This is a genomic window from Herbaspirillum sp. NPDC101397, from assembly GCF_044767325.1.
Classification (GTDB): Bacteria; Pseudomonadota; Gammaproteobacteria; order Burkholderiales; family Burkholderiaceae_D; genus Herbaspirillum.
Window position 1 is genome coordinate 475,739 of sequence record NZ_JBIWNS010000002.1, and the last position, 25,770, is coordinate 501,508.

25 protein-coding genes are annotated in these 25,770 nt (G+C 60.2%); 14 read left to right on the top strand and 11 right to left on the bottom strand.

The genetic code is table 11. The features are described from left to right. Positions 1-43: 43 nt before the first annotated feature. From ACIROW_RS06955 to ACIROW_RS06975, 5 genes are all read right to left on the bottom strand, one after another. Entirely contained in the window at positions 44-880 is an 837-nt protein-coding gene (locus ACIROW_RS06955; protein WP_402273417.1) for an ABC transporter substrate-binding protein, read from the bottom strand. A 5-nt stretch (positions 881-885) separates the two neighbouring features. After that, positions 886-1,659 (bottom strand): ABC transporter permease, encoded by a 774-nt coding sequence (locus ACIROW_RS06960; protein WP_402273419.1) that lies wholly within the window; start codon positions 1,657-1,659, stop codon positions 886-888. A gap of 209 nt (positions 1,660-1,868) precedes the next feature. Then, entirely contained in the window at positions 1,869-2,870 is a 1,002-nt protein-coding gene (locus ACIROW_RS06965; protein WP_402273421.1) for an ABC transporter substrate-binding protein, read from the bottom strand. Continuing rightward, a complete protein-coding gene (locus tag ACIROW_RS06970) occupies positions 2,867-3,652 on the bottom strand; it encodes an ABC transporter ATP-binding protein (RefSeq protein ID WP_402273422.1) in 786 nt (261 codons plus the stop codon). The genes ACIROW_RS06965 and ACIROW_RS06970 overlap by 4 nt, the downstream gene beginning before the upstream one ends. A gap of 175 nt (positions 3,653-3,827) precedes the next feature. Beyond that, the gene (locus tag ACIROW_RS06975) at positions 3,828-4,706 is read right to left on the bottom strand and encodes an NAD-dependent epimerase/dehydratase family protein (protein ID WP_402273424.1); all 879 of its coding nucleotides are present in this window, start codon (positions 4,704-4,706) and stop codon (positions 3,828-3,830) included. A gap of 12 nt (positions 4,707-4,718) precedes the next feature. On the opposite strand from ACIROW_RS06975, the gene ACIROW_RS06980 reads away from it, so the two are divergent. The 4 genes from ACIROW_RS06980 (at position 4,719) to ACIROW_RS06995 (ending at position 8,223) form a co-directional block, all read left to right on the top strand. Beyond that, entirely contained in the window at positions 4,719-5,750 is a 1,032-nt protein-coding gene (locus tag ACIROW_RS06980) for a CDP-6-deoxy-delta-3,4-glucoseen reductase (protein ID WP_402273427.1), read from the top strand. Between the two features lie 328 nt (positions 5,751-6,078). Then, the gene (locus tag ACIROW_RS06985) at positions 6,079-7,281 is read left to right on the top strand and encodes an acetylornithine transaminase (protein ID WP_402273429.1); all 1,203 of its coding nucleotides are present in this window, start codon (positions 6,079-6,081) and stop codon (positions 7,279-7,281) included. Positions 7,282-7,297: 16 nt separating this feature from the next. Next, a complete protein-coding gene (locus ACIROW_RS06990; RefSeq protein ID WP_402273432.1) occupies positions 7,298-7,834 on the top strand; it encodes a C40 family peptidase in 537 nt (178 codons plus the stop codon). Positions 7,835-7,848: 14 nt separating this feature from the next. Continuing rightward, the gene (locus ACIROW_RS06995) at positions 7,849-8,223 is read left to right on the top strand and encodes a GFA family protein (protein ID WP_402273434.1); all 375 of its coding nucleotides are present in this window, start codon (positions 7,849-7,851) and stop codon (positions 8,221-8,223) included. 13 nt (positions 8,224-8,236) lie between these two features. On the opposite strand, the gene ACIROW_RS07000 is transcribed toward ACIROW_RS06995, so the two are convergent. From ACIROW_RS07000 to ACIROW_RS07020, 5 genes are all read right to left on the bottom strand, one after another. After that, positions 8,237-9,157: an FCD domain-containing protein gene (locus ACIROW_RS07000; RefSeq protein ID WP_402273436.1), complete on the bottom strand. Its 921-nt coding sequence runs from the start codon at positions 9,155-9,157 to the stop codon at positions 8,237-8,239. A 115-nt stretch (positions 9,158-9,272) separates the two neighbouring features. Then, the gene (locus ACIROW_RS07005) at positions 9,273-10,334 is read right to left on the bottom strand and encodes an Ldh family oxidoreductase (protein WP_402273439.1); all 1,062 of its coding nucleotides are present in this window, start codon (positions 10,332-10,334) and stop codon (positions 9,273-9,275) included. A gap of 30 nt (positions 10,335-10,364) precedes the next feature. Next, positions 10,365-11,858, bottom strand: coding sequence for a tripartite tricarboxylate transporter permease (locus tag ACIROW_RS07010; RefSeq protein ID WP_402273441.1), 1,494 nt, complete (start codon positions 11,856-11,858; stop codon positions 10,365-10,367). Positions 11,859-11,868: 10 nt separating this feature from the next. Beyond that, positions 11,869-12,381, bottom strand: coding sequence for a tripartite tricarboxylate transporter TctB family protein (locus ACIROW_RS07015; protein WP_402273443.1), 513 nt, complete (start codon positions 12,379-12,381; stop codon positions 11,869-11,871). A gap of 98 nt (positions 12,382-12,479) precedes the next feature. After that, entirely contained in the window at positions 12,480-13,454 is a 975-nt protein-coding gene (locus tag ACIROW_RS07020; RefSeq protein ID WP_402273445.1) for a Bug family tripartite tricarboxylate transporter substrate binding protein, read from the bottom strand. A gap of 503 nt (positions 13,455-13,957) precedes the next feature. Between ACIROW_RS07020 and ACIROW_RS07025 the strand changes: the two genes are divergently transcribed. From ACIROW_RS07025 to ACIROW_RS07055, 7 genes are all read left to right on the top strand, one after another. Further along, positions 13,958-14,191 (top strand): hypothetical protein, encoded by a 234-nt coding sequence (locus ACIROW_RS07025; protein ID WP_402273447.1) that lies wholly within the window; start codon positions 13,958-13,960, stop codon positions 14,189-14,191. Between the two features lie 78 nt (positions 14,192-14,269). After that, positions 14,270-15,997 carry an IlvD/Edd family dehydratase gene (locus ACIROW_RS07030; RefSeq protein ID WP_402273450.1) on the top strand — a complete coding sequence of 576 codons (1,728 nt, stop codon included), beginning with the start codon at positions 14,270-14,272 and terminating at the stop codon, positions 15,995-15,997. Between the two features lie 138 nt (positions 15,998-16,135). After that, positions 16,136-17,092, top strand: coding sequence for a C-terminal binding protein (locus ACIROW_RS07035; RefSeq protein ID WP_402273453.1), 957 nt, complete (start codon positions 16,136-16,138; stop codon positions 17,090-17,092). Between the two features lie 334 nt (positions 17,093-17,426). After that, positions 17,427-18,515: an ABC transporter ATP-binding protein gene (locus tag ACIROW_RS07040; RefSeq protein ID WP_402273455.1), complete on the top strand. Its 1,089-nt coding sequence runs from the start codon at positions 17,427-17,429 to the stop codon at positions 18,513-18,515. A 124-nt stretch (positions 18,516-18,639) separates the two neighbouring features. Continuing rightward, positions 18,640-19,977, top strand: coding sequence for an ABC transporter substrate-binding protein (locus tag ACIROW_RS07045; protein WP_402273458.1), 1,338 nt, complete (start codon positions 18,640-18,642; stop codon positions 19,975-19,977). Between the two features lie 259 nt (positions 19,978-20,236). Then, on the top strand, positions 20,237-21,136 hold the full coding sequence (locus tag ACIROW_RS07050) for a carbohydrate ABC transporter permease (protein ID WP_402273461.1): 900 nt from the start codon (positions 20,237-20,239) through the stop codon (positions 21,134-21,136). Further along, on the top strand, positions 21,133-22,017 hold the full coding sequence (locus ACIROW_RS07055; protein ID WP_016835554.1) for a carbohydrate ABC transporter permease: 885 nt from the start codon (positions 21,133-21,135) through the stop codon (positions 22,015-22,017). Before ACIROW_RS07050 ends, ACIROW_RS07055 begins: the two co-directional genes overlap by 4 nt. Positions 22,018-22,089: 72 nt before the next feature. Here ACIROW_RS07055 and ACIROW_RS07060 read toward each other — a convergent pair whose 3' ends face one another. Next, positions 22,090-22,860 carry a dienelactone hydrolase family protein gene (locus ACIROW_RS07060; RefSeq protein WP_402273464.1) on the bottom strand — a complete coding sequence of 257 codons (771 nt, stop codon included), beginning with the start codon at positions 22,858-22,860 and terminating at the stop codon, positions 22,090-22,092. Positions 22,861-23,177: 317 nt separating this feature from the next. Between ACIROW_RS07060 and ACIROW_RS07065 the strand changes: the two genes are divergently transcribed. The 3 genes from ACIROW_RS07065 (at position 23,178) to ACIROW_RS07075 (ending at position 25,745) form a co-directional block, all read left to right on the top strand. Then, positions 23,178-24,113 (top strand): exopolyphosphatase, encoded by a 936-nt coding sequence (locus ACIROW_RS07065; RefSeq protein WP_402273466.1) that lies wholly within the window; start codon positions 23,178-23,180, stop codon positions 24,111-24,113. Positions 24,114-24,256: 143 nt separating this feature from the next. Continuing rightward, on the top strand, positions 24,257-24,781 hold the full coding sequence (locus tag ACIROW_RS07070) for a MerR family transcriptional regulator (RefSeq protein ID WP_402273468.1): 525 nt from the start codon (positions 24,257-24,259) through the stop codon (positions 24,779-24,781). Continuing rightward, on the top strand, positions 24,678-25,745 hold the full coding sequence (locus tag ACIROW_RS07075; RefSeq protein ID WP_402273471.1) for an aldo/keto reductase: 1,068 nt from the start codon (positions 24,678-24,680) through the stop codon (positions 25,743-25,745). The genes ACIROW_RS07070 and ACIROW_RS07075 overlap by 104 nt, the downstream gene beginning before the upstream one ends. Positions 25,746-25,770 lie beyond the last annotated feature (25 nt).

Genomic DNA, 25,770 nt, shown 5'->3' on the forward strand with positions numbered 1-25,770 from the left:
GTTCGTCCATGAAAAAAGCCCGCAAGTCGCGGGCTTTTTTTGTTCAGTGGCAATCCGGCACGTTCTGATCCAGGTACACCTCGAAGGCCACGGCATTGCTCCATTTCTTCTTGAGCGCCGCCCAGAAGTCGCCACGTGACCATTCAGCGGCGGTCTGCCTGAAGTAGGCAACCGCTGTGCTGTCAGCGGCGGGGATCTTGATCATCAGCGCTGAACGGCTTTGCGCCGGCAACTGCGCGGAGAACTTCTTCCACTCGGGCAGCTTGAGCAATTCCTTGAGCATGGTGTCGTCGTGCACGGCGGCGTCGCACTGGCCGATGCGCACCGCCAGCAACGAGTCGGCCGGCGCGCGCATGACCTTCTCGATGGCGCCGTACCGCGCCGCCATCTGGCCGACGTAAGAGCCGCCTTCGGACAGGCACACGGTGCGGCCCTTGAGTTGTTCCCACTTCCGGATATCGGTATCGGTGCGCATGATGGCCATCGCGCCGGCGCTGTAACCGGTCGGGATCAAGACGCTGCCGTCGGCGGCGACGCCGCTGCGCGCGGCGCTCTCCTCCACCGTCACCAGGACGATATCGGAACGCGCGCCTTTCAGGGCTTGCGCCGCCTTGCCGTCGCCGCTGTTGCCGGCATTGCGCACGCTGTCGAGCTTGAGGTTCAGACGCTTGGCGAGGTCTTCGGCGAGGATGCCGTCGACGCCCTCAGGCGTGCGGAACTTGGCGCCCGCGGTATAGGCCGGCGGCACGTAATCCTGCCCGATGCGCAAGGCCCCGCGCGCTTTCGCGTCGTCCAGCAAGCCGGCTTGCGCGCCCGTGGATGCGCTCACTGCCAACATGAAGGCGGACAGGCGCAGCAAGAAGACGGACGGCGTATTCATCGGAATCAGACGTATTGATAGCGCAGCAAGCGATGCTTGAGGTTTTCAAGAATCACCTGATCGATCAACGCAGCAAGGATAGCGATGGTCAGGATGTTGGTCATCACCCCGACCATGTCGGCGGTCTCACCCGAGTACGCCAGTGTGCGGCCCAAACCCTTGCCGAAACCGATCAGCATCTCGGCCGAAATCAGCGCGCGCCAGGCATTGCCGAACGCCAGTTGCGCGCCCGTGATCAACTCAGGCATGACGGCCGGCAGGTACACGCGGCGCAGCATGCCGAGGCGCGAGGCGCCCATGACGCGTGCAGCCGAGACATGCACTTGCTGCACGCTTTCGGTAGCGTTCATCACCGACAAGGCCGCCGGGAAAAACGCCGCGATCGCGACCACCACGATGATCGGCAGATTGCCGAAGCCCATCAGGATCAGGAACAGCGGCACCCACGCAATCGAAGGAATCGACTGCAGGATGATGATGGCCGACTTGAGCACTTCGCGGAAGAAGAACAGCACCGCGCCGATCAGACCGAAGCCGATGCCGAACAGCAGCGCCGCGCCGTAACCGCCGCCAAGGCGCGTCAGGCTGCCCCACAGCGCGACCCGGAAAGCGGGCGTCTGCACCTCATCCCACAGCCGCGCCAGCACGGTCGGCACGCCCGGCATCAGGAAGTCCGGCAAGGACCATGCGGCGATCTGCCACATCAACAAAATGAAGGCGATCGCCAACACCATGGCGAGTTTTTTACGGTAACCGGTAACGCGACGCTGAGAGCTCATAAATTAGAACGGAGTGAAACTGACTAAAACTGAGTAGAAATGCAATGGCCGACGAAGTCGTCGGCCGAAAAAATAGTGCTCCACAAATGCATCGTAAAGCGGTGGAAAGCGTAGCGAGCGCGTCGAGTTCTGATCGAGAGGCGCAACCGTGCAGGCGCACGGTGAGCATCGCAGATCGGAAATCGGCGCGCGCAGCAGCTTTACACGGATTACAACTTCCTGTCTTTTTGCCAGGTCAGGTCTACGATGCTGCGCACCTCAAACGGCTTGCCGTCCTTGGTCTTCAGCGAACCCTGGGCTTGCAGGATATCGGCGATTTCCTGCATGCGGTTCTGTTCTTTTTCGTTCAGCTTGGCGTTGAAGGTCTGGCTCTTGATGGCGTCGCGGATCACGTCTTCGCGCAGCATTTCGCCATGTTTCAAAGTCTTCAGCGTCGGCTCGGCGATGAAGTAGCCGGCGATCAGCTTGGCCGCTTCGGCCGGCTTCTTCTTCAGCAGTTCGATCGCATCGCGTTGCGCATCGAGCGACTTCCACACGGCGGCGCGGCGGTTCTTCAGGGTTTCACCGGATGTGATCACGACCATGCAAGGGAAAGGCCAGACTTCGCCGATTTCATAGACTTGCTTGACCGGTGCAATCAGTTGCGCGATGCGCGCTTGCGGCTCGAACAGGAAGGCCGCGTCGACGCGCTTGCCGACCAGCGACTGCACCGCCACTTGCGGGCTCACGCCGAGCACGTTGACGTCATCTGCCTTGAGGCCGGCATCGCGGAACACCACGCCCTTCAACACCACGTCGGCGGTGCTGCCTTCGGCTTGCGACGCCAGGGTCTTGCCCTTGAGGTCCGCTACTTTGTTGATGTGCGCATCTTCACGCGCGACGATGGCGTGGTAGCCGAGCTGGGCACCGCTGACCACCTTGAGGTCGGCGCCCTTGGACGCCCAGGCGACCGCATTGGTGAAGCCGAACACACCGCTGTCAAGCTGGCCGCCGACGATAGCCTTGATCAGGTCGGTGCCGGATTTGAATTCGATCAGTTCGACGTCAAGGCCGTACTTCTTGTACAGGCCGGCTTCATAGGCCGCCATCGCCTGCGCATCGTCCATGACGCGCAGGTAGCCGATCTTGAATTTTTCGAGCGCCATGGCCGGTGTGGAAAACACCAGCGCAACGGATGCCAGCAGCAGCAAACTTTTCAGTTTCGATTTCATATCCCAACCCCTTCTATTGTTTTAGCAAACTCGTCCTGTTCGGCGTGGATGCCGAGCAGGCAGAGAATTTCGCGACGGATCGCCGAGAACTCCGACAGATCATGCGTCTTTTCGTGATGCACCAGATTGAATTCCTTGAGCACGGTGGCCGGACGCGCGCTGAAGACCAGGATGCGGTCGGCCAGGAACAATGCCTCGTCGACGTCGTGCGTGACCAGCAGCACGGTCGGCGCCTTACCCTGCACTTCCGAACGGATCAGGTTGCGCAATGCATCCTGCAAGGTCATGCGCGTGAGCGCGTCGAGCGCGCCGAACGGCTCGTCCAGCAGCAACGCCTTCGGCTGCGAGATGAAGGCGCGCGCCAGTGCGGCGCGTTGGCGCATGCCGCCCGAGACCTGATGCGGATAGTAGGCTTCGAAGCCCGACAGGTTGACCTTGGCCAGCCATGCACGCGCCTGGGCGGCGGCGGACCTCTTGTCGACCTTCTGGAACTCGAGCGCCAGCGCGACGTTCTGCTCCAGCGTCAGCCACGGATAGAGCGCGTTTTCCTGGAACATCAGCGTGCGTTCCGGATGCGGACCGGTGACCGGCTGGCCGTCGGCCAGGATGGAACCGGAGCTCGGTGTTTCCAGGCCGGCGGCGATGTGCAGCAGCGTCGACTTGCCGCAGCCGGACGGCCCGACCAACGCGACCAGTTCGCCCTGCTCGATGTCGCGGCTGAAATCGTCGATGACGTGCAGGCCGGAAAAACTCTTCTGAATGTTTTTAAAAGATAGCTTCATGAATACAATGCGGAGTAAGCGAGTCGCCGATGCGTTGCACTGAAGGCAACTTTGCACGGACTTTCAGACGGTAGGTTGCGACTCTACTGGCATCGTGCTTGCCGGACAACAATTTAAAAGACGTATGCTTATATGAAAAACAAATAAGCATAAATCTTTTGTGGAAACATTTCCTTCATGACAATGTTTTCAGCAACGACTCCACGTTCGGATAGCGCAGACGCATGCCGAGTTCGTTGCGCAAGCGGTCGTTACGCAACCGGCGCGACTCCGACATGAAAGACAGCATCATCGGCGTCACCTGCTGCTGCAGTTCGGCGCGCGGCAGTCGCGGCGGCGGCGGCAACTGAAAAGTACGCGCCACGGCGTCGAAGTAGTCGCCCATCTTCATGTCCGAATCGTCGACCGCGTGATACACGCGCAGCGGTCGCGCCTGGTCGATGGCGCGCACTGCAATCGCAGCGAGGTCGTCGGCGTGGATGTGGTTGGTGTAGACGTCGTCTGCGGCGCTCAACGCCGGGGTGCCTTTCTGCAGGCGCTCCAGTGGCAACCGGTCGCGCGCGTAGATGCCGGGGACGCGCAGGATTGCCAGGCGGCTGCCGGAACGGCGGGCCCAGGCGCGCAATACCTGTTCGGCGTCGACGCGTCGCCGCGCACGCGGATTGCTGGGCCGGGTCGGCCGCGTCTCGTCGAAACTGGCGCCGCCGCAATCGCCGTAGACGCCGGTGGTGCTGATATAAACCAGATTGGCGCGGTCGGGTAAAATGGCGGCCAAATTGCGGGTGCGGCGGTCCTTCTCACCAGAAGATTGCGGCGGAGCAAGATGCACGATCACCTGCGCCAGGCGTGCCAGACGAGCCAGCGTATCAGGCCGGTCGAGGTCGGCCACCAGCGGGATGGCGCCGGCGGCGCGCAGTTCGGCGCAGCGCTCCGGCTTGCTGGTGACGACGATTACGCGGAAACGCGCGCGCACCAGCGGCAGCATGCGCATGCCGACGTCGCCGCAGCCGAGCATCAACAGACGCGGTTTGCCGATTTTTTTTACATTGTTCATTGTCAGGATTGTATGAGTTTTCAAGTTACCGTTCAGCCCAGCGGCCATCAGTTTACCTGTGACGAAGGCGAAACCATCCTCACCGCCGCAATTCGCGCCGGCGTCGGCCTGCCTTACGGCTGCAAAAACGGCGCATGCAGCTCCTGCAAGGGCAAGCTGGTCGACGGCAGCGTGACGCACGGCCCGCATCAGGAACGCGCGCTGTCGGCGCAGGACGAGAGTCTGGGCTTTTCGCTGTTCTGCTGCGCCCGTCCGAACTCGGACGTGGTCATCGAAGCGCGCGAAGTGGCCGGCATCGGCGACTTCCCGGTCAAGAAAATGCCGGTGCGCGTGGCCAAACTGGACAAGGTCGCCGACGACGTCATCATCCTGTCGCTGCAATTGCCGGCCAACGACCGCCTGCAATACAAGGCCGGCCAGTACGTCGAGTTCATGCTGCGCGACGGCAAGCGCCGCAGCTACAGCATGGCCAATGCGCCGCACAAGGATGAACACCTGACGCTGCACATCCGCCACATGCCGGGCGGCCTGTTCACCGACCAGGTGTTCTCGACGTTGAAAGAGCGCGATATCCTGCGCTTCGAAGGTCCGCTGGGAACCTTCTTCCTGCGTGAAGATTCCAACAAGCCGATCGTGCTGCTGGCGTCCGGTACCGGCTTCGCGCCGATCAAGGCAATCGTTGAGCAACTCGAGCACGCCAAGTCGACCCGCCCGGTCACGCTGTATTGGGGCGGCCGTCGTCCGCAGGACTTGTACATGGATGAGCTGTGCAAGACCTGGGCGCAGAGCCTGCCGAACTTCAAGTATGTGCCGGTGATCTCGAACGCCCAGCCGGAAGACAACTGGAACGGCCGCGCCGGCTTCGTCCACCAGGCCGTCATCGACGACCAGCCGGACCTGTCGGGCTATCAGGTGTATGCCTGTGGCGCGCCGATCGTGGTGGAGTCCGCCCAGCGCGATTTCGTCGCCAAGTGCGGCTTGCCGGAAGAAGAGTTCTACGCCGACTCGTTCACGTCGGCGGCGGATCTGGCGACGGTGCAGTAATTCAATGTGCCGCCGCATACGGCTGCATGTTGCAAAGTGGTGAGCGTTCTAAAAATCAGCGGCAATTTGCACCAAATTAGTTTTGACGCATCGCGCAAAACGTCCTAATATTGACCGCATGAACGCTACCACCATCTCCTTGCGACGTCGCAGCCAACCTCAACGAGGTTTGCCGTGCGCGTGAGTTGACCCTGGTCACGAAGCCACAGGCAATCCCTGTGGCTTTTTTTTATCGTTTTTTTCGTGTCCGCGTTTACTGTCATTTTTATTACAGTCCGGTTATCGCCGCCTTTCACATTTTTCACACATCCTTAGCAGGAGTCATTCAATGGAATTCAACGAGTTCGCCATCAACAAGCTGATGTATGTCACTAACCGCCCTGAAATCGTGTTCACCGAAGGCAGCGGCATGTGGATGACCGATCACACCGGCAAGCGATACCTCGACTATCTGCAAGGCTGGGCCGTGAATGCGCTGGGTCACGCGCCGCAATGCATCTCCGATGCGCTGGTCGCACAGGGCAAGAAGCTGATCAATCCATCGCCGGCTTTCTACAATGCGCCGTCGATCGAGCTGGCCAACCTGCTGACCGAGAACTCCGTCTTCGACCGCGTGTTCTTCACCAACAGCGGCGCCGAAGCCAATGAAGGCGCGTTCAAGCTGGCCCGCAAATGGGGCAAGCTCAACAAGAACAGCGCCGGTGAAGACCGCTTTGAAATCATCACCTTCAACCACAGCTTCCACGGCCGCACCATCGCGACCATGTCGGCCAGCGGCAAGCCGGGCTGGGACACCATGTTCGCACCGCAAGTGCCGGGTTTCCTGAAAGCCGATCTGAATGATCTCGCCAGCGTTGAGCGCCTGATCAGCAAGAAGACCGTCGCCGTCATGCTGGAACCGGTGCAAGGCGAAGGCGGTGTGATTCCGGCCACGCGCGAGTTCATGCAAGGCCTGCGCCGCCTGACCAAGAACGCCAACCTGCTGCTCATCGTCGATGAAGTGCAGACCGGCGTCGGCCGCACCGGCGAACTGTTCGGTTATCAGCTGTCGGGCATCGAGCCGGACATTATGACGCTCGGTAAAGGCATCGGCGGCGGCGTACCGCTGGCGGCCCTGCTGGCGCGGGAAGAAATCGCCTGCTTCGAAGCCGGCGAACAAGGCGGCACCTACAACGGCAATCCGCTGATGACTGCCGTCGGCGCCGCCGTGATCAAGGAATTGCTCAAGCCCGATTTCCTGCCGACGGTCAAGGCCACCGGCGCTTACCTCAGCGCGGAACTGATCAAGCTGTCGGACAAGCACGGCTTCGAAGGCGAACGCGGCGAAGGCTTGCTGCGCGCGCTGAAGCTGGGCAAGGACATCGGTCCGCAAATCGTTGAAGCCGCGCGCGACCTGAACCCGGTCGGGCTGTTGCTCAATTCGCCGCGTCCGAACCTGATCCGCTTCATGCCGTCGCTGAACGTGACCAAGGATGAAATCGATCAGATGCTGACCATGCTGGAAGGCGTGTTGGTGAAACTGGGTCACTGATCGGGGTCCGGCAGCAATGCGCAGCCTCGACCTGCTCTCGCCGAAGCAACTGCATGCGCTCGCCGCCTGCTGCATCGCCGTCCTGCTGACGGCCTGCGGCAGCGCGCCGATGCGTGCGCCGGAAGCCTCGAAACCAACGCCGGCGCCGACCGACATCCGCTCCGAAGCCGCCACCGAACATGGCAGCGAGATAGCGATTTATGCGCTGGACATGATCGGCACCGGTTATCGCTTCGGCGGCAAGAATCCGGACGCCGGCTTCGACTGCAGCGGCATGGTGTCATACATCTTCAACCGCGCCGCCGGCGTCAAGCTGTCCGGCAGCGCCGCCGACATGGCACGCCAGGGTCGCCAGATCGACAAGTCCAATCTGCGTCCGGGCGACCTGGTGTTTTTCAATACCCTCAACCGGCCGTTCTCGCATGTGGGCATCTACATCGGCGACGGGCGTTTCGTGCATGCGCCGTCGGGCAACGGCAAGGTGCATATTTCGCGGATGGACAATCCGTATTTTGCGCCACGCTTTGAAATGGCCAGGGCTTACTTCAACTAGCGGAGACGCAGCGCATGGATCATCACAAAGGCAGTTGCCATTGCGGCGAGGTCCGGTTCGAAGCCGACGTGACGATAGAGCGCATCACCGTCTGCAATTGTTCGATCTGTACCAAGAAGGGATTTCTGCACCATCGCGTGCAGCCTGAGAATTTTCGCCTGGTGGCGGGTGTCGATGTGCTGGCGACTTACCAGTTCGGCACCATGGCGGCCAAACATCATTTCTGTCCGCACTGCGGCGTGCACGTCTTCACTCGCCCACGCGCCGCGCCGGAGCTCTACACCATCAATGTGCGTTGCCTGGATGACTTCGACCTGTCGGACGACAAGCTGAGCTTCGTCGATTTCGACGGTCGCAACTGGGATCGCAACGTCGGCAAGCTGGGATAACGCTGCTGCCGCCTCATGCGCGGGCGCTGCGGCGTTTGGCCGGAGCTGCGACCGGGGCGCGTTTGACGGCGACCTTCGGCGCCGGCGTCTTCTTTACGGCAGCCGGTTTGGCTACGCGTTTGACGACGGGATCCTTGACTACTGTTTTCTTCACACCAGGCTTGACTGCTTTGACTGCCTTCACCGGCGCGGTTTTCTTTTTCTTGAGCTCCGCCGCATTCCCACCCTGCACGGCCTGCCCTACCAGACTGGCGCTGTAGCGCTTGAACGCGATATCCATGTGACGCCGCATCGCCTGCCGCGCCATTTCCGGATCGCGGGCGCGCAACGCTTTCATCACGCGCGAATGTTCTTCGATCGCATCGTTCCATACCTCGATCGTATCGAAGTGGCTGTGAAGGCGATCGAACAGCGGTCCGAGCCGGGCATCGAATAATTGCGTCACCAGTCCGACCAGCACGCTGTTGCCGGTTGCTTCAGCCACGCGGATGTGAAACAGCCGATCCGCTTCGAGCGGATTGGCGCCGGCGTTGGTGTTCTCGATCATCTGCTGAAAGGCTTCTTCGATTGCATCGATCTGCGCCTTCTTGCCGTTCTTGGCGGCGGCATAAGCCACCTCGCCTTCCAGCATGGCGCGTGCGCGGATCAGCTCCAGCGGCCCCTCTTGCGTGGACAGGTCGATCTCGCCTTCGGGCGCGGGCGACGGCGGCGAGACATAGATGCCGGAGCCCATGTGGACTTCGATATAGCCTTCGACTTCCAGCGCGATCAAGGCTTCGCGCAACGATGGTCGGCTCACGCCCAGTTGCACCGACAGATCGCGCTCCGAAGGCAAGCGCGAACCGACCGGAAATTCGCCGTCGACAATCAGCTTGCGCAGCTGGTCGCTGATCTGGCGGTACAGTCGTTGCGGTTCGATCGCTTCAATTGGCATAAAGGAGGTCCGATGAAAAAATTCTTAATCTTGGCGCCGGATTGTATCTCACCACAAGCGAATGCTACGCTTGCCGCCCGCCGCCGCCAACGCAGCAACGGGCGATGAAGAGCAATCAGCCCAGCGCTGCCGGGAACGTCAGACCATATTGCTGTGCAGCCTCGCGCAAGCCGGGCGCAATCGTCGGATGCAGCGCCACGCCCTGCTCCAGCTGTTGCGCACGGCGCGCCATGCCGCGGTCGCCGGGCATGCGCACTTTTTCCACACCGGGACGCGGCGGATTGTTGCGGCAGGCTTCGGCGATGTGATCCATCTGGCGCTTGAACGCTGCTTCACCACCAAACGCCGCCGGGTCGTACAAGCTCATGAACACCGTGGCGCCCCAGCCAGCCGGCGGATCGGCGCGGCCGAAACCGGACAGCCCCCCGGTCAGCGCCTCGATCAGGACCGCCAGGCCGAAGCCCTTGTGGCCGGCCGACAGACCGCCCAGCGGCAGGATGGTGCCCGGCGGATCGGCGGCGAACACGGCCGGATCGCGGCTGGCGTTGCCCTGTGCGTCGAGCAGCCATTCTTCTTCAAACTGCTGGCCGGCCTTGTGCAGGCGATTGCTCATGCCGTTGGTGGTGATCGAAGCGGAAATGTCCACCAGGAACGGCGTGCCGGAAGTTGGAATGCCGGCGGCGATCGGGTTAGGAGTGAACACCGCGCGCGTGCCGCCGAACGGCGCCACGCTGTGCACCGCCGGATCGGAACTCGACAACACCATCAGGAAACCTTCTTCAGTCGCGCGCAGCAGGTAGGCCGCGAGGCAGGCGATGTGATGGCTGTGATGGATCGCCAGCGACGCCGTGCCGAGTTCGCGCGCACGCGGAATCAGCGCGTCGATGCCCTTGTGCACCAGCCACGGTCCGGGCAGGCGACGGCCGTCCCACACCAGCGCGGCGGGCCGGTCCGAGACCACGTCGGGCTCGCCGGAAGTCGTCATCGCGCCCTTCTCGATTTCTTTCACGTACGGCGCCAGCAGGGCCAGGCCATGGGTATCGTGGCCCAGCAGATCGCCGTCGACCAGCGTACTCGCTACCGAAGCGGCAGGCTCCAGCGGCAGGCCGGCCTTCTGCAAAAGTTGCGTGGAGAACTGCTTGAGTTCTACGGCGGAAAAACGTTCGGGTGAAGCCATGTTGCAAACCATCCTTTCGTTATAAAAATCTCATGCGATTGCCGGCTTCTTGCGCAAACCGCGCATGACCAACGGCAACAGCCACAGCACTATCGTCAATACGCCCAGGGTCCCGGCGATGGGCCGGTTGAAGAAGGCGAGGAATTCACCATCCGCCTTGATCATCGACGTGACGAAATGTTCTTCCAGCATTCCGCCCAGCACGACGCCGAGAACTGCCGGTGCGACCGGGAAACCGTTTTCTTCCATCAGGTAGGCCAACAGTCCGAACACCAGCATGATGCCGACGTCGGAGACGCTGTTGTTGGTGGCGTACGAACCAACGATGCAGAACAACAGGATCAGCGGCATCAACAGATTACGCGGAACGCCGAGTATGCGCTTCGACACCTTGATGCACCAGTAGCCCAGCGGCAGCATCAACAGGTTGGCGAGGATGAAGACGATGAAGATCGCATACATCGAGACCGGATTCTCGACGAAGATCATCGGACCTGGATTCAGATTCTTCATGTACAGCACGCCGATCACGATGGCGGTGATGGAGTCGCCAGGGATGCCGAACACCAGCGCCGGAATCCACGCGCCGGCCAGCGCCGAGTTGTTGGCGGCGCCCGACTCGACGATGCCTTCAGCATGGCCGGTGCCGAACTTCTCCGGTTCCTTGGACATCTTCTTGCTCATCGCGTACGACATCCAGGCCGCGATGTCGGCGCCCGCACCAGGCAAGATGCCGACCAGCGTGCCGAGCACGCTGCCGCGCAGGATCGACTTCGGGTACTTCACGGTCAAGGCCCACATGCCCTTGAAGACGTTGCCGACCTTGCCGTCGGGGATGGTCATCGCCTGGTCTTTTGAAACCGCATAGCGCAGCACCTCGGACATCGCAAACATGCCCACCATCAGCGGCACCAGCGACACGCCGCTCAGCAGATCGGGGTTGTCGAACGTGAAGCGCGGCACGCCGGCCGGGTTGCCCATGCCGATGGAGGCGATGAACATGCCGATGAACAGTGAGACGAAGCCCTTGAGCGGATTATCCGAGGCGATGAAGATTGCGCAGGTCAGGCCCATGAGCACCAGCCAGAAGTATTCGAACGAAGAAAACTTCAGCGCCAGTTCCGCCAGCACCGGCGCCGCCAGGATCAGCACGAAGGTACCGAACAGGCCTCCCACCGCGGAAAACACCAGGCTGGCGCCGAGCGCGATTTCACCCTGCCCTTTCTTCGTCATCGCATAGGCTTCATCGGTATAGGCTGCCGATGACGGCGTGCCCGGGATACGCAGCAGGCAGCCCGGGATGTCACCGGAAAAAATCGCCATTGCCGTGGCCGACACCATCGCCGCCACCGCAGGCACCGCGGGCATGAAGAACGTCACCGGGACCAGCAACGCTACCGCCATGGTGGCGCTGAGACCGGGAATCGCGCCCATGAACAAGCCGAACATGGACGAACCGAGAATGACCGCCAGGACATAGGGGTCGAACACCAGCCCGAAGGCGGCATAGATATTGGCAAGCATGGTCGATCCTTTACCAGGCCACAGACTCGAGAAGACCCCACGGCAGCGGGACCTTCAGCAGTTTGTAGAAAATGTAGTGAATGCCCAGCGCACTGGCGACGGCGACCGGCAGCGCAACCGCCAGGCGCGCGCCGAAGGTTGCGAACAGGGACAGCAGCAGGATGGTCGCCGTCGGCAGGAAACCAAGGGGCTCGGACGCATAGATGTAAAACACCAGCGACAACAGCACCAGCGCATAGGCGAACACGGCGCGCCGCTCGCCGGCCCATTCGGGCAGGCTGATCCAGCTTTCGCCGGAAGCGCGCCTTTCGCGCACGCCCTTGATCATGAGCAGGATCGCGCAGATCAGGAAGGCCACGGCCAGCGATTGAGGAAACAGGCCCGGCCCGATCTGCTGGGCCATCGCGGGCAGGTTTGCCGAGTAGACGTAAATCACGACGGCGAATATCGCCAGCAGGATTCCGGAGACGGTATCGTTGATTTTCATGGCAGCAGGGTTCAAAGGTCCGACGGGTTCAACCATGGCTTCTCATCGTCGTCACGATGCAATATGACGTGATGTGAAACCGCACGAAAAAGTTGATGCTCGCGGACGGCCGACCACGACCGTCCGCTGCCTGGCTACTTCGCCATGCCCAGGGTTTTCAGGATCTGCCCCATGTCGTTGTCGCTCTTCTCCATGAACTTGCCGAACTCGGCTGAGTCGGCATACATCGTGCCGAAGCCGCGTCCACCCATGAAATCCTTGTACTCCTTGCTGTTGTAGATTTTTTGCAGGTGGCCGGCCAGCTTGGTCTGGATATCGGCGGGCAGGCTCTTGGGTGCGACGATGCCGCGCCAGGCGCCGATAGTCCAGTTGCTGCCGGTCAGGCTCTTGAGCGTCGGCACCTTGGGATACAGCGCGGCCGGCGCATCGGCCATGATCACCAGCGGACGCGCCTTGCCGGCATCGATCAGGGAGCGTGCTTCCGGCAGCGATGCAGCGACAATGTCGACACCGCCCGCGGCCAGATCGACCATTGCCGGTGCGGCGCCGTTGGATGGTACGAAACGCACCGCGGTCGGTGCCAGCTTGAGGTCGCTCAGCATGCCGGCCAGGCCGAGGTGCCAGATGCCGCCCTGACCGGTGCCGGAGGCCTTGAGCTTGCCGGGATTGGCCTTGACCGCCTTGAGCAGGTCGTCGAAGGTTTTATACGGCGATTCGGCGCTGACAGTGAGCGCGGCCGGATCGAAATTCATCAGTGCGATCGGCGTGTAGTTCTTGTAGCTCAACTGGGTCAGGCCCTGGTGATGCATCATGGCGATTTCCACCGTAGCCAGTCCGATGGTGTAGCCGTCCGGGGCCGCGCCCGAAATGGCCTGGTGACCGACCACGCCGTTGCCGCCGGTGCGATTGACGACGTTAACGGGCTGGCCCAGCTCTTTCTCAAGCAGCGCGCCGATGATGCGCGCCGTGGCGTCGGTGCCGCCGCCCGCACCCCACGGCACGACCAGCGTCACCGGCCGGTCCGGCCATGCTGCATGTGCAACACCAAAGGATAAAACCGCGGCTGCGGCAACCACCGTTTTCAATAGATTTCTACGCATTCTGATCATTGTCTCTCCTCCGTTTGATGGTAAAAGCAGGCAATTTCGCCTGTAGCGTACGGATTCATTGCAAATCCGTCGATGAACCATGCAGCACGATCTGTGTCGGCTTATCTCTCTCCGGTGCTGGGTTTTTCCCGGTTTTTCTTTGTTTTTGTTTCCTGACAAAACCTTGTCAAGCGGTCATGTGGTCTTACCAGAACGAGAAAAGAATTTCATATCACCCCGGCAGTGTCAAGAAAGAAAACGATGCACGAAAATAATTCACCTACGCCGCAACGCACCATTGGGCATCATAGGGAACAAGAGAAACAGGGATGGGATATCAACCAAAAAGATGTATGACAAATCTGGTATTACCACTTGACCAAAGTCCGAATGCTGAAATAGACTCGCTGGCATCCTGACGAAGCAGGTCGTTGCTGAACATGATTTCAACACCGGCTTGCGCGCATAAAAAATACAAGAGCAAAAACTGCCCGCGGACCATACCGCAGCACTGGAGACAGGCATTGAAGAACTTAGCTAGCCGGGGGTGTAGTTCCATCGTTCCGCAGCCGCACCTGCGCGGTCTGGCTGCGCCGTCCCTTTCTGTTTCTGCGCGTGCGCAATCCGGCGCTTGTGCTGCATCGACCTCCCGTTATCTCTGCCACCTCGGCCACGCCGGTAATGGCGACGCCATGCTGGCGTATCACCTGATGGATTTCTCCCGCTACTTTTTCGACCAGAGCAATATTCGCCACTGATCCTTCCGACAGCCATCCGATACAGACAGCATTCATGGCTCCGTCACGACCTGGAGCCACAAGGAAAAAGGAAAGAACATGAGCGACACCAAGACATTCACGCGCCGCAGCCAGGCCTGGTTCGGCCGCCAAGACCGCGACGGTTTCATCTACCGTTCCTGGGTGAAGAACCGCGGCATTCCACACGATCAATTTGATGGCCGTCCGGTCATCGGCATCTGCAATACCTATTCCGAACTGACACCCTGCAATTCGCACTTCCGCGCGCTGGCCGAACAGGTCAAGATCGGCATCTGGGAAGCCGGCGGTTTCCCGTTGGAGTTCCCGGTGATGTCGCTCGGAGAGACGCTGATGCGTCCGACCGCGATGCTGTTCCGCAATCTCGCCAGCATGGACGTCGAAGAATCCATCCGTGCCAATCCGCTCGACGGCGTGGTACTGCTGATGGGTTGCGACAAGACCACGCCCGCGCTGCTGATGGGCGCGTCGTCGGTCGACCTGCCGACCATCGGCGTCTCCGGCGGTCCAATGCTGTCCGGCAAGTACCGCGGCGGCGAACTGGGCTCCGGCACCGGCGTGTGGCAGATGTCGGAAGAAGTGCGCGCCGGCCAGATGTCGCAGGAAGAATTCTTTGAAGCCGAAAGCTGCATGCACCGCTCGCACGGCCACTGCATGACCATGGGCACGGCCTCGACCATGGCCAGCATGGTGGAAGCGCTCGGCATGAGCTTGCCGGGCAACGCCGCCATTCCCGCAGTGGATGCACGTCGCAACGTGCTGGCGCGCAACTCCGGTCGCCGCATCGTCGAGATGGTCAAGGAAGACCTGATCATGTCGAAAATCCTGACCAAGGCTGCATTTGAGAACGCCATCCGCGTCAATGCCGGCATCGGCGGCTCGACCAACGCCGTGATTCACTTGCTGGCGATTGCCGGCCGCATCGGCGTCGACCTGAAGCTGGAAGAGTGGGACAAGATCGGTCAGAAGCTGCCGTGCCTGGTCAACCTGCAGCCATCGGGCAAATACCTGATGGAAGATTTCTACTACGCCGGCGGCCTGCCGTCGGTGATCCGCGAACTGGAAAGCGTCATCGACAAGAGCGCCCTGTCGGCCAACGGCCAGACCTTGTGGGACAACTGCAAGGATGCGCCGAACTGGAACCGCGACGTCATCCACGCCTTCGATACGCCGTTCAAGGCAGCCGCCGGCATCGCCATCCTGCACGGCAACCTGTGCCCGGACGGCGCGGTGATCAAGCCGTCGGCCGCCACGCCGGCATTGCTGAAGCACACCGGCCGCGCCGTGGTGTTCGAGAACAGCGACGACCTGCACAAACGCATTGACGACGAGGACTTGGACGTCGACGAGAACTGCGTGCTGGTGCTGAAGAATTGCGGTCCCAAGGGTTATCCCGGCATGGGCGAAGCGGGCAACATGCCGCTGCCGCCGAAGGTGCTGCGCAAGGGCATCACCGACATGGTGCGCGTGTCCGATGCGCGCATGAGCGGCACCGCTTATGGCACCGTAGTGTTGCACGTGACGCCGGAAGCCGCTGCAGGCGGTCCTCTGGCGCTGGTGCAGAACGGCGACATGGTGGAGCTCGATGTGGAAGCACGCAAGCTGCACCTGCATGTCAGCGACGAAGAGCTGGAGCGCCGCCGCGCCGCATGGCAAGCGCCGAAAGCACCGGCCGATCGCGGCTGGGTCAAGCTCTATGTCGATCATGTCCAGCAGGCCAATCTCGGCGCCGACCTCGATTTCCTGGTCGGCAAGAGCGGCTCCGGCATTCCCAAGGACAACCACTGACGGCTCTGGCAAGAATCTGAATTAATTTTTCAACAAGCAAGCCGGCGGAAGATTCAGGCGCGCTCCCTCCAAGGGAGTGACGACCGAAAAAAATGAACTTCCGTCTGTTTTGACTGCGACATATGGAGACATGAAGCAATGAAAGTATTGATTACCGATTACGATTTTCCCGACGTTGATCTTGAGCTGGCGCTGTATCGCGACGCCGGCGTGGAAGTGGTGACGGCGCAGTGCCGCACCGAAGACGAGGTCATCAAGGCCGCCGAAGGCTGCGAAGGTTTGCTGGTGCAATATGCGCCGGTCAACGCCAAGGTGTTTGCCGCACGTCCTGAAATCCGCATCGCCAGCCGCTACGGCGCCGGCTTCGACACCATCAACACCGACGACGCCGCCAAACACGGCGTCTGGGTCGGCAACTCGCCCGACTATGGCGTCGGCGAAGTCTCCACGCATGCACTGGCGATGGCGCTCGATCTGATCCGCAACATTACCGGCTACGACCGTGACGTCAAATCCGGCCAATGGCATTACACCACCGCCGGCAAGATCCAGCGCTGCTCCGAAATGACCATCGGCATCGTCGGTCTGGGTCGCATCGGCAAGCGCATGGCGCACATCAGCCGCAACCTGTTCAAACGTGTAATCGCCTACGATCCGCACATCATCGACGGCGACTTCCCGGCGTATGTGGAACGCGTCAGCAAGGAAGAATTGTTCAAGCAGGCGCACGTGGTGTCGCTGCATACGCCGCTCAACGACGAGACGCGCGGCATGATTGATGCGTCGGTGTTGAAACTGATGCAACAGGACAGCTTCCTGGTCAATTCGGCACGCGGCGGACTGGTCAATATCGATGACTTGCTGAAGGCGCTCGACACCAATCTGAAGGGTGCCGGACTGGACGTCCTGCCGGTCGAACCACCGGAGACAAGTTCCGCTATTGTCCAGCACAAACGTGTGCTATTGTCGCCGCACGCCGCCTTCTATTCCGAAGTCGCCGCCAAGGAACTGCGTCGCAAAGCGGCACAGAATCTGATCGACTGGGACCGCAATGGACGCCCGTCGTATGTGGTGGTGGAAGGCCGGAAGAAATAGAAAAACAGAGACAATAATCGCAAGAGCACCGGCTGCGTCCGCAGCAATGGCAATAGCAGCAGCAACACAAGCAGACGCAGCACGGTACTCACAGCAATCCGTAGCAGAGCAGCAGCCCCGAGCAAAACAGAGAGGTACGAACACCGACGATGTAACTATGTCCACTGTCATGGCGTTACCGACGTAGCGATAGTGGCTGTCATTTTGTATCTCTCAGTACCGCCGAAAACCATAAAAACCAAAACGGCGCAGGTATCAGAATTAAATGTGCGAAGCCCTCCAAGAAAGGGTTTATCGCAGACACAAAAACGAGGATATAGACGAGGAGCAAGGCATGGCATCAGTACAGATTCGCGGCATCAAGAAACAATTCGGCAGCACCCAGGTTATCCGCGGTGTCGACATCGACATCGCCGACGGCGAATTCGCAGTGCTCGTGGGCCCTTCCGGCTGCGGCAAGTCGACGCTGTTGCGCATGCTGGCAGGCCTCGAAGAAATCACCGAAGGTGAAATCTCCATCGGCGGCACCGTCGTCAACAACGTCCAGCCCAAGGACCGCGACATTGCCATGGTGTTCCAGAATTACGCCTTGTATCCGCACATGACGGTCAACGACAACATGGCGTTCTCGCTGATGCTGGCCAAGAAGGACAAGTCCTTCATCCAGCAGCAGGTCAAGAAGGCCGCCGAGATCCTCGGCCTGACTACGCTGCTGGAACGCTATCCGCGCCAGCTCTCCGGCGGCCAACGCCAACGTGTGGCGATGGGTCGCGCGATCGTCCGTGATCCGCAAGTATTCTTGTTCGATGAACCGCTGTCCAACCTCGACGCCAAGCTGCGCGTACAAATGCGTACCGAGATCAAGGAACTGCACCAGCGCCTGAAGACGACGTCGGTCTACGTCACCCATGATCAGATCGAGGCGATGACCATGGCCGACCAGATCGTCGTCATGCGCGACGGCCTGGTGGAACAGCGTGGCCGTCCGCTCGAACTGTACGACCGCCCTGCCAATATTTTCGTCGCAGGCTTCATCGGCTCGCCGGCGATGAACTTCATCCCTGCCACTTTGCGCCGCAATGCCGACAAGGCTGAAGTCGAATTTTCCGACGGCACTCGCCTGCCGGCACCCTATGCACATCGCGGCCTGGACGGTGTCGACGGCCAGCGCGTGGTCTACGGCGTGCGTCCCGAACATCTGACCATCGGCCCTGCCGGCAGCGGCATGAGCACCAAGGTCGTCGTGGTTGAACCGACCGGTGCCGACACCGAAGTGTATGCCCGCTTCAGCGACACCAGCCTGACATCGATCTTCCGCGAACGTCACGACTTCTCGGCCGGCGACACCATCACGCTGGTACCGGAACACGGCAGCACGCATTTGTTCGACGCCGACAGCGGCAAGACATTGGCGCGCGGCTGAGAATTTGATCTTCGTTATTCGGCAACACCCTTAGCAAAGCAGTCCCTGTAGTACAGCAAGTAAAAATAAAAAGCCTTAAAACCTGGGCCCATTCACTTTCATCAGAAGAGAAGGAGTAGGAGACATGACTAAGCTGACCAGACGTAATTTCCTGGCCGCCAGCGCATCCGTCGCTGCGGCATCGACAGTAGCCACCACCAATGCATTCGCCGCACCGGCGGCACCGGCCTCCACCGGCGCCGGCCTGAAGTTCGAGATCGAAAAAGGCGCGACGCTGCGCGTGCTGCGCTGGAAGCGTTTCGTCCAGGGCGATGAAGACCTGTGGAATGCGAACGTGAAGAAATTCACCGAAAAATTCGGCGTCGCCGTACGTACCGACAGCGAAGGCTGGGAAGACCTGCGCCCGAAGGCGGCGGTTGCCGCCAACGTGGGCTCCGGTCCGGACATCGTCATGAGCTGGTTCGATGACCCGCAACAATATCCGACCAAGCTGATTGACCTGACCGACCTGGCAACATCGCTGGGCAGCCGTCTGGGCGGCTGGTACGACGTCTGTCGCAAATATGGCACCAAGGACGGCAAGTGGATTGCGCTGCCGGTCGGCGTGGTCGGCAATGCGCTGGTCTATCGCGAAAGCCAATTGAAGGCAGCCGGCTTCGACGCCGTGCCAAAGGACACCGCCGGTTTCCTGAAAATGTGCCAGGCCCTCAAGGCCAAGAACACACCAGTCGGCTTCGCACTCGGCAAAGCCGTCGGCGACGCCAACAACTGGGCGCACTGGCTGCTGTGGTCGCACGGCGGCAAGCTGGTCGATAAGAAAGGCGCAGTCGCCATCAACTCGCCGGAAACCCGCGCTGCGCTGGAATACGCCAAGCAACTGTATGCTACCTTCGTTCCGGGCACACTGTCCTGGCAAGATCCGTCGAACAACAAGGCTTACCTGGACGGCCAGATCAGCATGACGGCCAACGGCATTTCGGTGTACTACGCGGCCAAGAATTCGACCGATCCGAAGATGCAGGAACTGGCCAAAGACACGCAGCACGCCCACTTCCCGGTCGGCCCTGCCGGCAAGCCGACCGAGCTGATGCAAATCACACAAATGATGGTGTTCAAGCACACCAAGTTCCCGAATGCGGCCAAGGCGTTCGTGCAGTTCATGTTCGAGCCTGAGCAGTACAACCCATGGATGGAAGCATCCATCGGCTACGTCAGCCAATCGCTCAAGGCCTACGAAAAGAACGCCATCTGGACTTCGGATCCGAAGGCCACCGTGTATCGCGATTCGGCTGCGCTGATGATCGACCACGGTCACGAAGGTCCGCTGGGTCAGGCATCTGCCGCCTGCATGGCCGACTACGTGGTGGTCGACATGGTGGCGGAAGCAGCCAGCGGCTCCAAGACTGTGCAGCAAGCAATTGACCGCGCTGCCGATCGGGCCAAACGCTTCTACAAAGCGTAAAAACCTGTTCACGATCTTACTGCGAGGCCGTGATCCGGCGGCGGGCGGTGCTCGGAATCCTCATGTGCTCAGGCACACTCGAAGGGTTTCAACCAAGCTCCGCTCCGTCCGCCACCGGCTGACGACCTCTCGCTACAGATCGTGAACAGGTTTACGTAATGAATTCTTGCTCTTGAAATCGTAGTGCAAGGAGCAAAACATGCGTTCGCACCGGCAACCGCCGTGCGGACGCAGTCATCACGCTTACCGAGGTCTGCTTATGTTATCCCGACTGCTGAACAACCGTAATGTGCTGGGCATGCTGTTCATGGCGCCTGCCGTATTACTGCTTGTCGTGTTTCTTACTTACCCGCTCGGACTGGGAATCTGGCTTGGCTTCACCGACACCAAAATCGGTGGCGAAGGCAGCTTCATCGGGCTGGACAATTATTCCTACCTGCTGGGCGATTCGCTGGCGCAGCTGTCGCTGTTCAACACGCTGTTCTATACCATCACCGCCAGCATTCTGAAGTTCGTGCTCGGCTTGTGGCTGGCGATTCTGCTCAACAAGAACCTGCCGCTCAAAACCTTCTTCCGCGCCATCGTGCTGCTGCCATGGATCGTCCCCACCGCCTTGTCGGCGCTGGCGTTCTGGTGGATGTACGACTCGCAGTTCTCGGTAATCAGCTGGGCACTCGTAAAGATGGGCCTGATCGATCACTACATCGATTTCCTCGGCGAACCATGGCTGGCGCGGATTTCCACCGTGGTCGCCAACGTCTGGCGCGGCATCCCGTTCGTGGCGATCTCACTGCTGGCCGGCCTGCAGACCATCTCGCCTTCGCTGTATGAAGCGGCGGCGATTGACGGCGCCAAACCGTGGCAGCAGTTCCGCTACGTCACGCTGCCGTTGCTGACGCCGATCATTGCGGTGGTGATGACGTTCTCGGTGCTGTTCACCTTCACCGACTTCCAGCTGATCTATGTGCTCACACGCGGCGGTCCGTTGAATGCAACACATCTGATGGCAACGCTGTCGTTCCAACGTGCAATCCCCGGCGGCTCCCTCGGTGAAGGCGCCGCTCTGGCAACCTACATGATTCCTTTCCTGCTCGCAGCCATCATGTTTTCATACTTCGGCCTGCAACGTCGCGGCTGGCAACAAGGAGGTGACAAATGAGCAAGAAGTCAAAAGACCTGCAGCAGGAAACGCAAGGGATGGATTTCCTGCAGTCGGTGCCGCGCCGCTGGATCACAACGTATATTCCGTTGGGCATCTTCGTGTTCGTGCTGCTGTTCCCGTTTTACTGGATGGTGATTACGGCCTTCAAACCCGACAACGAATTGCTGCGCCAGACCGGCAATCCGTTCTGGGTAGTGGCGCCGACGCTGGCCCACTTCAAGAAGCTGCTGTTTGAAACCCAGTATCCGGCATGGCTGCTCAACACGGTGATCGTATCGGTGGTATCGACATTCGCCTCGCTGGCGGCCAGCGTGTTCGCGGCTTATGCCATCGAACGCCTGCGCTTCCAGGGCTCCAAGCAAGTCGGCCTGGGCATCTTCCTGGCGTACCTGATTCCGCCTTCGATCCTGTTCATTCCGCTGGCGGCGATCGTGTTCAAGCTAGGCCTGTTCGATACGCGCTGGGCGCTGATACTGACGTATCCGACCTTCCTGATTCCGTTCTGCACCTGGCTGTTGATGGGCTACTTCCGCTCGATTCCGTATGAGCTGGAAGAATGTGCGCTGATCGACGGCGCCACACGTTGGGAGATCCTGATCAAGATCATCCTGCCGCTGGCGGTGCCCGGTCTGATTTCGGCCGGCATCTTTGCCTTCACCTTGTCGTGGAACGAGTTCATCTACGCGCTGACCTTCATCTCCTCCTCGGAAGTGAAGACGGTGCCGGTGGGGATCGTGACCGAGCTGGTCGACGGCGACGTCTACCACTGGGGCGCCCTGATGGCCGGTGCACTGCTGGGGTCGTTGCCGGTGGCGGTGGTGTATTCCTTCTTCGTGGAATACTACGTGTCGGGCATGACCGGAGCGGTGAAAGAATAATCTCTCCCGCTCAAGAAAAAGCGGCCGGCATCGCAAGATGCCGGCCGTTTTTCATTGTCCGTCCGAATTGCGTCAGGCGAGCTTTTCAGCAAAAAAGTTCTTCAACGCCACCGATGCGCGCTCGGCCGTTTTCTGGTGATAGAAGAAGCCGGGATTGTTCGCTTCCGGATCGGTGAACGAGTGGCCGGCCTGGCCGTAGTTGACCAGTTGCCAGTCCAGGTTGGCGGCGCTGACTTCATCGATGAAGGCGTTGACCTGGTCGCGCGGCACCGACGGATCCTGCACGCCGTGCAGCACCAGGATGGCGCCCTTGATGTTTTCCGCATCCTTGGGATTCGGGGTGTCGAGCGCGCCGTGCAGCGATGCGAAGGCATCCAGCACAGTGCCCGAGCGCGCCAGTTCCAGCGTCGCCGTACCGCCGAAGCAGAAACCGACGGCGCCGAGCTTGCCGTTCAGCTTGACCTTGTCCTGGCCCTTGAGCGCCGCCAGTGCTGCATTCATGCGCTTGCGCAGTTCGGCGCGATCCTTCTTCAGTGGAACGATGGCCGCGACGGCTTCATCAGGATTGGCTGGACGCACGCTCTTGCCGAAGACGTCGCCAACCAGGATCGCCTGGTTCAGTCCGACGGTGGTGGCGGTGACTTCCAGCGCCTTCTGGCTGATGCCGAAGTAATTGGGTATCGACAACACCCCGGCCACCGGCGCCGTGTTCTTCTTGTTGAACAGCAGCACGCTTTCGTACTCGACGCCGTCGGCCGTGTGGCTGATCAGTTCGATACCGAGGTCGGCTGCAGGGATGCCGAATTTTGCGGCGATGGGGGCGGGGTCAAAATGGTGACTCATTGCTTCTCCTGTGACGAATGGGAAAAGCCGCAGGCGGCTGCTCGATGAAGATGAAAATCCGGCTGATCGAGATCCAGTCGCATACGGCTTTGCGAAAGCCGCTATCTTTGCACAGCCGCGAAAAATTTGCTGACGCCAGGCCCGGCAAAACCACCATTGGCTGATGAATCAGCATGTCGGCGAGACTCGCATCGTGCTATTTTTTAAGCCATTTCAAATAACAACAAGTGCTATCCACACATAAATTTGAGTTGTATGATTCATCACATCCGGTCGGCCGGGAACGCATGGAATATTCAATCTTTAAGGGGACAACGATGTCAGAAACGAAAAAATACCGTCTGGTGACACGGAGCGATTTTGATGGTTTGGTATGCGCCGTCCTGCTCAAGCATCTGGACATGATCGACGAGATCCTGTTCGTTCATCCGAAAGACATGCAGGATGGCAAGATCGCCATCAGCGACAACGACATCACCACTAACCTCCCCTTCGTGCCCGGTGTGCATATTGCGTTCGATCACCATTTGTCCGAGACCATCCGCCACACCGGCGAACGCAAGAACCACGTGATCCACCCCGAAGCGCCGTCTGCGGCGCGCGTGGTGTATGACTATTACGGCGGCGAAAAGGCCTTCCCGGCGTCGTGGGGCGACATGATGGCTGCGGTCGACAAGGGCGATGCCGCGCGCTTCAACGAGCAGGAAGTGCTCAATCCGGAAGGCTGGGACCTGCTCAATTTCCTGATGGATGCACGCACCGGCCTGGGCCGTTTCCGCGATTTCCGCATCTCCAATTACAACCTGATGATGGACCTGATCGAACTGTGCAAAACGCACACGATCGAAGAAATCATGGCGACGCCGGACGTCAAGGAACGCCGCGAACTGTATTTCGAACACGCCGACAAGTGCAAGGAGCAGATCCGCCGCTGCGCCACCGTGCATAAAAACCTGGTGGTGCTCGACTTGCGCAACGAAGAGGTGATTTTCGCCGGCAATCGCTTCATTATCTACGCACTATTTCCACAGACAAACATTTCCATCCACGTGCTGTGGGGCCTGAAGAACCAGAACACCGTCTTCGCCACCGGCAAGTCGATCCTCAATCGCACCTCTAAGACCAACATCGGCGCGCTGATGCTGGAATACGGCGGCGGCGGACATGAGAATGCCGGTACTTGCCAGATTGAAAACGATCGCGCCGAAGAAGTCCTCAAGACGCTGATCTCCCGCATCAACGCAGACGGCTAAGCCTTCCTGCAAGAAGACAGGGCGTTTGCAGCATCGTTATCAGCCACGCAAGCGCCCTGCCAGCAAAATCCCCCTGATGGTCTTGAAATAAGTCAAAATCCCCCCTTGACTTAGAGTGCGCTCCAACTTCTAGACTGCCTCACATGACCACTTCCCTGACCATACAACAAGCTGCCGCAAAGACCGGTCTGTCGGTGCATACCCTGCGTTATTACGAAAAGATCGGCCTGCTCGATCCGATCGCGCGCCAGGACAATACGCACCGCCTGTTCCGTGAAGAAGATCTGCTCTGGATCGGATTCCTGCTCAAGCTGCGTTCGACCGGTCTGCCGATCCGCGACATGCTGCGCTATGCAGAACTGCGTCGCGCCGGCAATACGGCGGAAAGTGTGTCTGCACGGAAGGCATTGCTGCAACAGCATGCCCGCACCGTGGAAGAGACGATCGCCGAGCTGCAGAGCAACCTGTCCATCTTGCATATGAAGGTCAAAATGTATGAGGACGTGGAAGCCGCACTGCCTCCGGTCGTCGTCGCTCACCCGCAATCTATCGAGGACGCTTCCAATGACCACAGCAACGACAGCAACGACAGCAACGACAGCAACAAACGCAACAACTCCACACGCAAAACCGGCGACCCACGTCGGCACCCGCAAGCTCGGCGCTGACGGCCCGACCGTCTCGTCCATCGGCCTCGGCTGCATGGGCATGAGCGATTTCTATTCGAACCGCGACGACGCCGAATCCATCGCCACCATCCATCGCGCACTGGAACTCGGTATCTGCTTCCTCGATACGGCCGATATGTACGGTCCGCACATCAATGAAGAGCTGATCGCCAAGGCCATCAAGGGCAAGCGCGACCAGGTGTTCATCGCGACCAAATTCGGCATCGTGCGCGATCCGGCCAACCCGGCGGCGCGCGGCGTCAACGGCAAACCCGATTACATCCGCATGTCGGTCGAAGGCAGCCTGAAACGCCTGGGCGTCGACACCATCGACCTGTATTACCAGCACCGCATCGATCAAAGCACGCCCATCGAAGAAACCGTGGGCGCGCTGGCTGATCTGGTCAAGGCCGGCAAGATCCGTCATATCGGCTTGTCGGAAGCCTCGTCACAGACGCTGGAGCGCGCCAGCAAGGTCCACAAGATCACCGCGCTGCAAAGCGAATACTCGCTGTGGACGCGTGATCCGGAACAGGACGTGCTGGCGACGTGCAACAAACTCGGCATCGGCTTCGTGCCGTACAGCCCCCTGGGACGCGGCTTTTTGACCGGTGCGATTACACATCCGGACCAGTTCGACGCAGATGATTATCGCCGCCACAATCCGCGCTTCCAGGGCGAAAACTTTGCGAAGAATCTGCTTTTGGTGGAGAAGGTGAAAGAGCTTGCAACGCGTTACGAATGCTCACCGTCGCAACTGGCGCTGGCCTGGGTGCTGGCGCAAGGCGAGCATATCGTGCCGATCCCCGGCACCAAGCGTCGCAGCTATCTGGAAGAAAACAGCGGCGCCCTGGCGGTGACGCTGACGGCATCGCATCTGGAAGAACTGAACCGGCTGTTCCCCGCCGACGCAGCTGCCGGTCCGCGTTACACCGAAGAAGGAATGCGTATCGTCAACGGTTGATTCTGAAACCGTAGCAGCAATCGAC